We start from the raw sequence: 12216 nt of genomic DNA, 5'->3' as shown, positions 1-12216 counted from the left end.
TATTAGGGGAGATTATCAATGCATCATCCGTTCTTCATTGCACATTCGCCATATAATCATCATGTATATACAAAAATGATGATAGATCCGCTGTATATGCAAGTTTCACCAGCTGTAGTTCCTTTACAACTGCAATACCCGCAGCCACCAATCGCTAGTGCACAGCAATACGCGTATGAAACTGCTTTTTATAAATATCCGTATTTCAAGCAATTCTATAACAATGTGAAAGCACAAGTTTGGGAAGGATAAGAAGCTAAAAGATTCATTCTTTTCGCTTCTTTTTAATTGCGAATATTCGTACACGCATTTGCAGAAACAGTTTATAATGAAAGGTGGAAAGCGTGAGAAGGAGAGGGAAAGGGATGTCGATACGTTTTACTTTTTGGATTATGGTTGGGATTGTAGCAATCTCGGGTTTGTCACAAGGGATGCTTTTACCGGCCATTGCAATGATTTTTGAACAAGAAGGGGTAAGTTCAAGTATTAACGGTATTCATGCGACGGCGCTATACATTGGGATATTAGTGATCTCACCGTTTCTTGAAAAACCGATGCAAAAGTTTGGAATGAAGCCAATTATTGTGATTGGTGGGTTTCTCGTTATCATTTCATTATTCTTTTTTACACAAACTTTTTCATTCTGGGTATGGTTTATCCTTAGATTTCTAGTTGGAGTCGGAGATCATATGCTGCATGTCGGAACACAAACATGGATTACGACAACAGCAGACCCGAGTAAAATAGGGAGACAAGTGTCGATATACGGTGTATTCTTCGGAATTGGTTTTGCCGTCGGTCCGTATTTAGCAAGCACTGTTCAGTACGGTCTTGCAACGCCATTTATTATATCTACTATACTTTGTTTAATTGGTTGGCTGTTACTATTACCAACAAAAAATGCATTCCCAGCGCAAGATGAAAGAGAAGTGAAGCGTGAATCATCATTTTCTCGTTATAAACAAGTTGTTGGATTAGGATGGATTGCATTACTGGGACCACTTGCATATGGCGTACTGGAAGCGATGTTAAATAGTAACTTACCAGTATACGCGCTTCGAAAAGGATGGTCTGTCTCAGAAGTATCCTTCTTATTGCCAGCGTTTGCAGTTGGGGGCATTATTACACAAATTCCGCTCGGTATATTAAGTGACAAATACGGAAGGGACCGTATTTTAACGTGGACGTTCTGCATAAGTACAGGCATTTTCTTACTGGCAGCCGTATTTGATCAATATTACTGGATCGTCTTTGCCTGCATGTTGTTAGCGGGTATGGTCATTGGATCGTGCTTCTCGTTAGGACTTGGATTTATGACAGATTTATTACCGAGACACTTATTGCCAGCAGGAAATATATTATCTGGAATCGCCTTTAGTTTAGGAAGTATACTCGGACCTGTATTAGGAGGCGTATTTATAGAAAAAATACAGTATACAAGCTTTTTTGTTGCGGTTATGATTATAATAGGAACTCTCGCAATATTATATATGATCTATATGAAGAATCAATTTGCATCAAGAAAAATAGAAAGTAGGTTAGGGCATGACAAAACAACCTAATAAAAAGAAATTTGAAGTACTCGAAAACGAAACAATTACAGACTGCTTAGCACGTATGGAACAAGAAGGCTATGCACCGTCTCGCCGTATGGAAGAGCCAATCTTTCATGAAGTGAAGAAAGATGGCAAAACAGTAGTGGAACCGTGCGGTAGGAAGATTGTTTTTGAGGGGAAATTGAAGTAATACGTTATATAAAAAGAATGTGCTTTTGGGTACAAGTAAGATAAAACATATGGTCACATAAGAACGCTACTGATTTCAATATCAATAGCGTTTTTATTTTTAACAAATATATAGATCAAAATGAATTTCTGCTTGAATGGAACTAGCCAAATCAATAATATCTTTTTGTAAATACATTGCGGGCGATTCGTTATTCTCCACTTGAATTACTATCATAAAAAGAAACTCTAAACCATATTTCTTCTTGAGATGTTTTAATTGTTCTGTTTTCCCTTCAAGGGATTTTAGAATAACATACAACTGATTATTTATATCGTATGATTGTTGGTATCCAGTGCTTAAAGTCCAATCCGTCTCTTTTCTATATAGGTTTTTTGTGGATACAAGATTTGGATTATCACGTCTTTCAATAACATCTCCTTTTTTATAAGTTTTTGTAGGCTCGATACTTAGAGCCTCGGTAATTGCTTCGACAGGGAATATATCACCTGTTACATTAAAATAAGCCATAACTTTGGTTTTATCCAGAACAGTTCCTCCTCTATTATTAAAATGTTACTTTTATTACATTATAAAAATTTACGAATGTATTTACTAGAATGTAAATGTGGTTTTTTATTGGATTTTGGCGTTGGGATATGAATGATAATGTTAGATATATACCTTTGTAGAAAGAACAATGATACAAAAGTAGGACGATTTCAAATGTATTTATTTGTATGATAAAAACAAAATATATTGTAATGTATGGGAGGGGGAATACATCATGATACAAAGCATATATGAAACGCATTTACATGTAAGAAATTTAGAAAAGGCAATAGATTTCTATCAAAATAAGTTAGGTTTAACATTAGCAAAAAAACTATCGAAAAGGCGGGTTGCTTTCTTTTGGGTAGGAGAAAGTAAAGAGCAAATGCTCGGGTTATGGGAAATGTATACGAATGAAGATTTTGAGACGAAACACTTCGCTTTTCGTGTAGATTTAGAGTTTTTAAAGAATTCTAAATTGTGGTTAGAGAAGCGTGGAATAGAGGTAGTAGGGAGTCAGGGGAAAGGGAATGAAGAGCCAATTGTTCAAAGATGGATGCCAGCTGCAAGTGTATATTTTCTAGATTGTGATGGAAATAAATTAGAGTTTATTTCTATGTTACATGATGATCCAGATGAATTAGAAGATGCAACGTATTTAAGTGAATGGGGTGCGGAGCATTAAGAAAAATAAAGTTTAATCAGTAGGAGTTTTATAAATTTGTATTATGTTAAATAGATAGAGACAAATAAAATCCCTCAAGAAAAGGCATGTTCTTGAAGGATTTTTTATGCTTTATATATTTATATTGTTTGTAACTTATTAATTATATTCATGATTAGATATTTCAGCGCGTTGAATATAACCATCAGAGAAGCTGAAATAAAGATAATAGCTTCCTCGATCATATATAAAGCCTTCGCTAGTCATATCTCCTCCGATTTCATCTGGTTCACCAAACCACTCTTTTAATTCATTGATAGTTATATCCATTTTTACCCATATATGTCTTGCGTCTGAAGGGTACATGTCAATATTATAATCGCCGTATACCGCTATATTAGGTGCATCACATTCTGTACATGGTGCTTTTTTCAAAACATCAGGCACTCCATATTCTTTTTTTACATCAGATAGATCTTTCCCCAATGAATTTAATTTAAATGGACCAAACGTCCCATTCTCTAAAGCTGTTGTTAACATTTGTTTCATTTCTTCTTTTGAATTGATGTTGAAATTATAATCTCTGTTTTTTGCTATTGCATTATAGAAAAATTGTGCATATTGCTCACGCTTCACAAATGTATTTCCGTTAAAATTACCTGCCTCATCACCTTGTGCTATACGGTTACTACGCAGTGTATTTACAGCTTCATAAGCCCAATGACCTTTTGGTACGTCTTTAAATTTCCCTTGTTCTTTTGATTCTAAATGAAATGCTTTTTGTAATATTACTGCCATCTCATAACGAGTTAATACATCATCAGGACGAAATGTACCTGTTCCATCACCTGTCATAATTCCAGCTTGCGCAATGGCTTTAATATCCTTTTCGAACATATGATTTGTAATATCACTAAACATATTTCCTTGTTTATCGTCTGCAATTAAACCTAAATGTCGATTGACTAAAGAAGCTACCTGTCCTCTAGTAATGTTGTCCCCAAAACCAAACTTCCCATTTCCATATCCCTTATAAATCCCTGCTGCCGCTAAGTAATCAATAGCATCTTTTGACCAGTGGTCTTTTGGTACATCTGTAAATACAGTGTTCTCATTGCTAGCTACCTTATAGCTATTCGTAGTTGTTTGTGCATTTGCTGTACCTACCATCGTTGTAGTTGCTAATGCTGCGGTTAGTACGAATCCCAAAAACTTTTTAACTTTACTTGTTTTTCTGTTCATTTGTGAACCCCCTTGTTATATGAAACGTATTGAATAACCTTAGTAAACATTTAATATACTTAAATGTTTACATCGTGATTATAACATATAAGTAATGAAAATTTACCATAAATTTCTATAGAATAAATAACTATTTTACTAATCTGTATGCAACTTAATCTCACTATCTGTAAATATTCATCTCTATGTAAAAAATGGTATTTTTAAATCCATTCAAAAAAATCATCTAAATTCCTTTCCTCTATTTGTGAACAGTAAAACGCTCCTTTTTTCAATCTACGATAGAAGATAGAACATGTATTTGGTATAATCAAAACATACTATATGAAACGATGTACATGAGTTTGATATTTATGTAATAAGGTAAGTACTACATAATAATAACTACGCTATAGGATTCAGTTCATGTGATACAAATCAATCGTTAGAAAGGAAAAGAAGTAATGAATCAAATTTCATTTGAAGATTTATTTGAAGAAGAAAATAAACCAGAAAAGGTGGAGGTAGCTCATATACCAGCACCTTTATCGCCATTACAAAAAGATATATTGGAATTAGTGGATTCTGAAGAAATAAGTGCACTTGAGCTATGCGAACAATTAATACGATCTGGCAAAATATCAGATGAAAGATTCACAACGAATAAGCCGAAAGCATATGGACAAGTATGCTTAGTACTAGAAGGCTTTGTTAAAGAAGGAAAGCTTATTTTTGTCAAAAGTGATGAGAAAAGAGATAGGGTTTATAAATTAAAAGAAGAAGTTTCTAACATATAAGTTTTACATGGCGTAATACAGTAATCACAGCAAAAAAGGGTGTCAATCAAGAAAGATTGATACCCTTTTTTGCTGTTTTTAACATCTTACATATTTACGTTTGAAACCAAGTCTTCCTCTATCAAGTTCTTTCTGAATACTCTCTGTAGCATTTAACAAACTGCTTTTTTTATTATCACGTTTTACTTCAACTATACCAACTTCTTTTGCAATCTCAACTGCCTTTTCGTGTAGTGGCACATATGAAATTGCTACAGTGTTTAGAAAATTATTCATAGCGGATTTTGTTCGTTCTGGTGAATCATGAATTGTGTTTTTCAACATTTCAAGCATATCGGAAATGTTGCTTTCAGAAAACTCGTTGTCTTTGCGATTCCCTAAAAGCCAGCAGTAGCAACTCCAGCCTGCAGACATTTTAAGCTCTTCACCGCTTGCAATCCATTTATCAGCAACTTCTTGAGCGATATTTGATTCGGATAACGTTACTGCCACCACATAATCGGACAACATATAAAAATACGCTCCGTCTATCCAGCGATCAAAATCAGACTCACTCATAGCTTTCGGATCTGCAATAATCCCTGCAAAATACATAGCATCGTAGTTGCCTGTGGCATACAGTTCTTCAGCTAACTCTTGGTTTACTTTTATTTTTTTAGCGATTGGTTTCATAGCGCCTGTAGCTACGCCGAAAACTGGCTCGTGCGCACCGTTAGATATGTATATTTTTTTCGTTCTTTCTTTGCCTAGGGCCTCAAGCTCTTGCATAACTGTTTTAAAATCCAAAGCTGTGCACTTCCTTCCTTAATATAAAACTCATTTTAATTGCGAGTATCTAGTTTATATTTTTTATCATGTTTTCCATACTTTCTAATTTTAAATCTTATGTGAGTAGGATGTCTACTTTCTATTATTTGTTGATAATTGAGTTAGTGATTTTGAAAATTTAGCTTTTTACATAGAGTTTTAGCATAAGAAAACTAATGATTAAAATTTCACTTTAACTTTGACTCTTTCTCGGTATTATTATGTTATTATTTGGTAAAGGGATAAATGAAATGTAAAGTTAAACATGTGAGGTTGGTTATAAATGATAAAGAAATTTACGAGAATAGTATTAACTGCAGTTATGCCAATTGGTATGATTGCGGGTTGTGCAACAGCTGAAAAAAGTGAAGCAAAAGAGCAGAAAGCGGTACAATCGGAGAAAAAAGACTATACGGATTACTCATATGGAAGTAAAGGTATAGTAGTAAGCGGCAAAGCGAAAGAACGTCAACAATACGAGGTTGGATATATGGATGATAACAAGTTAATTGGGATTGACGAAAATATTGAGGACTGTATTGTGTTAGATAATAAAGATGAAGCAGGTCTTGTTTGGAAGCAAATAGAGCGTGGATCGATTATTGAAGTGCAATATGGTAAGGACCGCAATGATATTGTAGGCGTACAATTAGTAGGAGATCGTGAGCCATACGAAATTAGTGATAAGTTTGATCGAAATACGATAAACGAGATTGTCGAAAATGTTAAAGGAAATTTGCAATAGATGTATTTCGCTAGTATAGGATTTCTTATCATGAAATTATGAATCAACGGCATTTTTTATATGAAAATGCCGTTGGTTCATTTTAAAAAGTACATGTTGTTCTATTGAAGAAAATGAGTAAAAGGTATCCTAATCTATTTTTTGAAAAGTAGTAGGTTATAAGGAGATAAGTGCTTTTGACGGCATTTGCAATTGGTTATAAAATAATGTCTGTTAAGGGATTTTCTAGAAAATATAATTCGCCTTCTGGGGATAAAATGAAAAGGTGGAATAAACATATTTTCATACATAGTAGATTCATAGTCTTTCACGAATGAGAAAATAAAGGGAGGTTGAGATATTTACACGGATAGTGTAGGTATCGATTACAGCAATGAATATTAAAAAACGAGTAATCGCACTATCAACAAGTTTAGTGATTTTAGGGAGTGCACCATTATCAATATCAGCAGAAGAGAGAAACAAGTCTCATACTGACCAGCTTAGTATTGCACAAGGGGAACGTGGAACGAGCGGATTACGTTATTCTGATTTCAATCTAGAAACTCCTGATCACATGCAAATTAACGAAGCGGAAGTATCAGGAAATGAGGAAATTCTTTTAGAAGAATATAAGCATAAACATTCTGAATCAGAAGAATTACATAAAATGAAAGAAGCGAAAAAAGGCCAAGTAGCGGAAGAAGAAGCTATTTCAAACATTGAAAAAGCTTTTGAACATGTAGACGGTCGAAATGATGGTTCTACTCGCGAAATGAAGCCGGTTGAAAAACGGAGAGCTATTCAGTATAGCGCATCGATGACTACGAAGAAATATGGAACGCTTGCAGGTGTCCCATTTGTAGAGTGGATTGTTCCAGCAGGAAACCCTGATATTCGCCCCGCTAATCCGATGAAAGCACGTTATATTACAATTCACGAAACTGCAAACACTGCCCGCGGTGCAAATGCTGAAAACCATGCGAAGTATTTATATAAACAAGCAACGGAAGGTACGTTCCGAACAGCTTCATGGCATTTTACTGTAGACGATAAACAAATTTATCAGCACTTACCAACAAATGAAAATGGTTGGCATGCAGGAGATGGTGATGGTTCAGGAAATAGAGAATCTATCGGTATTGAAATTTCAGTGAATCAAGATGGGGATTACAATAAAGCGTTAGAGAATGCAAAGAGACTTGCGGGATATTTAATGAACAAAGAAGGAATTAGCGCGGACCATATTTACAGACATCAACAATGGAGCGGGAAAAACTGTCCTGATATTTTAATTTCTCGTGGGAATTGGACTGGCTTCGTACAAGGTATTCAATGGTATGCAAATGTTAACGCACAAATTGATTCGCCTTTACAAGAAAGAAATGAGCTATTTGATTCAAATGAATATAATCCAGCTGAACCTAATATGGAGCTTGTAGTAAAAGGGGATGGTATAAATGTACGTAGTGGTGCAGGACTGGAACATCAAACTGTGCGTAAAGCTTCAAATGGAGACCGTTACAAAGTGTTAGCAGTTAAAAACGGTTGGTATAAAGTAGGTAATGATGAGTGGATTTTCTATAACCCAAGTTGGATTAAAATAAACTATAATGTGCCAAATAAAGAAGTACAAAAACCAAAAGATGATATTACAGGTGGATGGTTTGAAGGGCATATTCGTAAGTTGAACAGCCTCGGAATTATGCACGGTGAAGGAAATGGTGTATTTGCGCCTTATCGTAATGTAACGAGAGCTGAGTTTGCGACATTAATCTCAAATGCTCTAAAGCTACCAGAAGGAAATAAGTCATTTGTAGATATTAACAAAGCGCATCCATCACTGCATAGCGGCATTAAACGTAGTGCAAGTGCAGGAATTATTAACGGTCGTGGCGGCGGGATTTTTGATCCTAACGCATCTATCACTCGTGAAGAAGCATCGATCATGATTGACAAAGCATTACAGTATAAAGGTGTTACAGGTGAATTAGCCGCATTACCATTTACAGATCAACATCTAATCACATACAAACAGCACGTTCAACGATTATACAGTTTAAAGGTAGTTACTGGTGTTGGAAATAATGAATTTAACCCTAAAGGCACGACAACTCGTGGTGAAGCAGCTGCCTTTTTAGTAAAGATGTTAGATGCAAGTCAAAAATAGAAAGAATGATAAAGGAGCTATCCAAAATGAGAATTTGGAACAGCTCCTTTTTATATAAGCCCTTATTAAGCCCCTTACAAGCCCCTACCAAGTAATAAATCACTAAGAAAAAACAAAACAAAAACAACTACAAGAACAAAAAAGCGCGAAAAAATAAAACCGTCGTTGTAGTAGTTAAAAAAATTTGGAATTCAACTGCAAAAAACAAGCCCTCACTCCTATATGTATATTGAAGGATTGAAATCTGCCTTTTTATAAGTGCGAGGGGGAGGTAAACATATAGCGGTGTACCGTAATGTGCAAGTGAACTTTTGGCAAGATGAATTCATATTAGATTTAACGCCAGAGGAGCGTTATTTTTACATATATTTGTTAACTGGTACGAAGACGAAGCAATGTGGAATTTACGTATTACCAAAGCGAGTAGCAGAGCTTGAAACAGGTTACAGTATGGAAACTGTTGAGAAGTTATTAAATAGGTTTGTTGAATACGGAAAGATTTTATACGATGCGGAAACGAAAGAGTTATATATAATGAATTGGCTAAACTACAACCCTATTTTAAATACGAATGTAGAAAAATGTGTGTTACGTGAGTTAAAGACTGTAAAAAATAAAGAATTCGTACATATGTTTTTACGTAAATGTTTTGAAAAAGAATGGAAGATTCCATTGTTGTTACAGCATTTTGGTATGCCAGAAGAAGAGGGTAATAGTAGTTTACAAGAAGTTGTTGAAGAGGAAGAGATAGAAGAGGATACTTCGCATGGTGAAGTTTACAAATTTTACGAACAAAATATAAGTAGTTTATCTCCATATATCGTGAAGGAATTGAAGGGATGGATACGAAGACTTTCAGGAGAGAAAGTATTAGAGGCACTTAAAATTGCGTTTGAACATAATAAGCGAACGTTTGCTTATGTGAAGGGGATTTTGAGGAATTGGTGTAAGAAAGGACGAGGGGATTTCAGTGGAAGAAAGGAAGGTGAAGTCTGTTTACATGATCCATAACATGAGAAAAGAAGGGTTTTTCCTATTCAAAAAGGTTCTTTCAAAATAGAAGCGAATAGTTTGAGAAAGGAGGGGTTATATGGAAGTTGTTATAAAGAAGAAACGAACTAGGGGTAAGAAAATTTTCATTTGGTCTAGTAGTATCGTTCTTTTATTAGTTATTTGTACAGCGATTTTTTTGAACATATATACGCTGAAATCTGTGCCAAAGGTAGATGGAACGATAAAACTAGAGGATTTACAACGTGCTGTTACGGTAAAGCGAGATAGTAAAGGAGTACCACATATTAAAGCGGAAAATGCGCATGATTTATATTTTTCGCAAGGATATGTACAAGCGCAAGATCGTTTGTTTCAAATGGATTTAAGTAGAAGGCAAGCTTCTGGTATGCTGAGTGAGGTTGTAGGAGAAGCAGCTGTTGATCGAGATAAGTTGTTTCGAACGCTCGGTTTAAGGCGAGCAGCCGAAGCGTCTGTTAGTCAATATGATGGGGAGGCGAAAGATGCTCTGCAGTCATTTGCTGATGGGGTGAACGCTTTTATACGCGAGGCAAAAGAGGAAAAGAAATTGCCGGTCGAGTTTACTATATTAGGCTATGAACCTGCTGAATGGTCTATTGTTGATACGTTAACAATTGGAAAATATATGGCGTTTGATTTAGGCGGACATTGGCACGGACAGGCATTTCGATATTGGGCACTGAAAAATCTACCGAAAGAGCAAGCAAATGAGCTGTTTCCTAAATATCCGAAAGATGCCCCTAGATTGCTAGCTGAACTTGAGAATACAAATGTGAATGTCGCACAAAGTTTTGCAAAAACGATCATTCCACCAGAGTTTAATGGTAGTAATAACTGGGTTATAAGCGGTGAGAAGAGTGCGTCTGGTAAGCCGATTTTAGCGGATGATCCTCATTTATCTCTTGCGACGCCTTCTATTTGGTATCAATCGAAACTTGAGATGAAAGATTTACATGTGAGTGGCGTTATTTTCGCTGGCGTACCAGGGGTTATATTAGGACACAATGACAAAATAGCATGGGGCGTTACGAATACAGGTCCTGATGTGCAAGATTTATATATTGAGAAGAGAAATCCTAATAATGAAAATGAATTTCTGTATAACGATAAGTGGGAAAAAGCTACCGTTGTGGATGAATCTATTAAAGTAAAAGGCGGGAAAACAATTCCGTATAACGTTACAGTTACGAGGCATGGCCCAGTCATTTCAGAGTTTGCGGATAAAGGGAAAGAGAAAACGAAAACAGTATTTGCTTTGAAATGGACTGCTTTGGAGCCTTCCGCTGAATTAAAGGCTGTATTAAATATGAATAAGGCGAAAGACTGGAATGAGTTTGAAACGGCACTGCAAGATTTTCATACACCAACTCAAAACTTTGTATTTGCATCAAATGACGGCACAATTGCTTATAAAGCAAATGGAAATATACCAGTGCGTAAAAAAGGTGATGGTAGTTTACCTGTTCCAGGATGGACAGATGAATATGAATGGGAAGGGTATATCCCGTATGATCAGCTACCAAAAGTAATCAATCCAAAACAAGGGTTTATTTCAACTGCGAATAATAAAATTGTAGATGATAATTATCCGTATCATATTAGTAATACGTGGGCGCAGCCATATAGGCAAATGCGTATTCAAGAGTTTTTACAAGAGAAGGAAAAATATACAGTGAAAGATTTAGAAGAGTTACAGATGGATCAAAAAAATTTATACGGGAAAGAGTTTACTCCTATATTTTTAAAAGAGTTAAATAAAGCGTCTTTACATGAAGTAGAGAAAGAAGGCGTAAAACAATTAACGAAGTGGAATTTTTACGATAGTAAAGATGACGCGGCACCGTTACTATTCCATTTATTAATGAAGGAGATTTCAAATACGTTATTTTCAAAAGAAATTCCGAAAGATGTGATGGAGTTATTTGAAGGGAAGTCACAAGTTGTGGATGAATTGATTCGAAAAGAAGTAGCAGGAGAAAAGAGCGCTTGGTTTACGAAGTACGGAGGATTCACAAAAGTTGTGCATACATCGTACGAAAATGTAATGAAGAAATTACAGAAGGAATATGGACCAGATGTTACGGAGTGGAAGTGGGGCGATTATCACCAACTTGCTTTTACACACCCAATTTCAAAATCATCTAGTATGTTAGCGCTACTTGCGTTTAATCGTGAGAAACCAGTTCCAATTGGCGGAAGTCAAGTTACCGTTCAAGCAGCGAGTTACGGCGATAACGGTATTGTCAATCATGGAGCGTCTTGGAGATTCGTCATTGATACGAAAGATATGTCAAACGGTTATCATATCGTAGGGCCAGGACAATCAGGACATTTTAGAAGTAATTGGTATCATGATCAAATAGATGATTGGGTAAATGGAACGTATCATACGACTACATTGAATACGGATGGGATAGAAGGGAAGGTGTTAAATTTAGAGCCGAAGTGATAGAGTGTTTTTGTTTGTGGAGAGGACTAGTAATAATCTTTTTGATAATGAAAGCTTATCATTTAGAACATAACC

The 12216-nt window shown here is 35.5% G+C and carries 12 protein-coding genes; 9 read left to right on the top strand and 3 right to left on the bottom strand.

The window, feature by feature from the left end; translation table 11 throughout:
• The first annotated feature begins 18 nt into the window (after positions 1-18).
• The 3 genes from ACVWY7_RS15110 to ACVWY7_RS15100 all read left to right on the top strand — a co-directional run bounded on the left by ACVWY7_RS15110 (position 19) and on the right by ACVWY7_RS15100 (position 1746).
• The gene (locus ACVWY7_RS15110) at positions 19-252 is read left to right on the top strand and encodes a hypothetical protein (protein WP_000546481.1); all 234 of its coding nucleotides are present in this window, start codon (positions 19-21) and stop codon (positions 250-252) included.
• Between the two features lie 113 nt (positions 253-365).
• Entirely contained in the window at positions 366-1562 is a 1197-nt protein-coding gene (locus tag ACVWY7_RS15105; RefSeq protein ID WP_000027639.1) for an MFS transporter, read from the top strand.
• Positions 1546-1746 (top strand): NETI motif-containing protein, encoded by a 201-nt coding sequence (locus ACVWY7_RS15100; protein WP_000166303.1) that lies wholly within the window; start codon positions 1546-1548, stop codon positions 1744-1746. The genes ACVWY7_RS15105 and ACVWY7_RS15100 overlap by 17 nt, the downstream gene beginning before the upstream one ends.
• Before the next feature lie 99 nt (positions 1747-1845).
• Here ACVWY7_RS15100 and ACVWY7_RS15095 read toward each other — a convergent pair whose 3' ends face one another.
• On the bottom strand, positions 1846-2256 hold the full coding sequence (locus tag ACVWY7_RS15095) for a DUF4279 domain-containing protein (RefSeq protein ID WP_000323181.1): 411 nt from the start codon (positions 2254-2256) through the stop codon (positions 1846-1848).
• Between the two features lie 256 nt (positions 2257-2512).
• Here ACVWY7_RS15095 and ACVWY7_RS15090 point away from each other — a divergent pair, with 256 nt between their 5' ends.
• On the top strand, positions 2513-2962 hold the full coding sequence (locus tag ACVWY7_RS15090; RefSeq protein ID WP_000616185.1) for a VOC family protein: 450 nt from the start codon (positions 2513-2515) through the stop codon (positions 2960-2962).
• 138 nt (positions 2963-3100) lie between these two features.
• Here the strand turns inward: ACVWY7_RS15090 and ACVWY7_RS15085 are convergent, their stop codons facing one another.
• A complete protein-coding gene (locus ACVWY7_RS15085; RefSeq protein WP_001080648.1) occupies positions 3101-4183 on the bottom strand; it encodes an S-layer homology domain-containing protein in 1083 nt (360 codons plus the stop codon).
• A gap of 443 nt (positions 4184-4626) precedes the next feature.
• Here ACVWY7_RS15085 and ACVWY7_RS15080 point away from each other — a divergent pair, with 443 nt between their 5' ends.
• Complete coding sequence (locus ACVWY7_RS15080) at positions 4627-4959, top strand: DUF3895 domain-containing protein (protein ID WP_001071921.1); 333 nt, start codon at positions 4627-4629, stop codon at positions 4957-4959.
• Positions 4960-5037: 78 nt separating this feature from the next.
• Here the strand turns inward: ACVWY7_RS15080 and ACVWY7_RS15075 are convergent, their stop codons facing one another.
• Entirely contained in the window at positions 5038-5745 is a 708-nt protein-coding gene (locus ACVWY7_RS15075) for a DNA alkylation repair protein (protein ID WP_105989453.1), read from the bottom strand.
• A 304-nt stretch (positions 5746-6049) separates the two neighbouring features.
• Here ACVWY7_RS15075 and ACVWY7_RS15070 point away from each other — a divergent pair, with 304 nt between their 5' ends.
• The 4 genes from ACVWY7_RS15070 (at position 6050) to ACVWY7_RS15055 (ending at position 12141) form a co-directional block, all read left to right on the top strand.
• Positions 6050-6511: a hypothetical protein gene (locus ACVWY7_RS15070; RefSeq protein ID WP_000591630.1), complete on the top strand. Its 462-nt coding sequence runs from the start codon at positions 6050-6052 to the stop codon at positions 6509-6511.
• Between the two features lie 373 nt (positions 6512-6884).
• Entirely contained in the window at positions 6885-8660 is a 1776-nt protein-coding gene (locus tag ACVWY7_RS15065; protein WP_105989452.1) for an S-layer homology domain-containing protein, read from the top strand.
• A gap of 279 nt (positions 8661-8939) precedes the next feature.
• Entirely contained in the window at positions 8940-9671 is a 732-nt protein-coding gene (locus ACVWY7_RS15060; RefSeq protein WP_105989473.1) for a DnaD domain-containing protein, read from the top strand.
• A gap of 79 nt (positions 9672-9750) precedes the next feature.
• Positions 9751-12141 carry a penicillin acylase family protein gene (locus ACVWY7_RS15055; protein ID WP_456523855.1) on the top strand — a complete coding sequence of 797 codons (2391 nt, stop codon included), beginning with the start codon at positions 9751-9753 and terminating at the stop codon, positions 12139-12141.
• Positions 12142-12216: the final 75 nt, after the last annotated feature.

It is taken from the genome of Bacillus sp. TE9106W (assembly GCF_054062215.1).
This window is presented reverse-complemented; position numbering and strand designations above follow the sequence as displayed.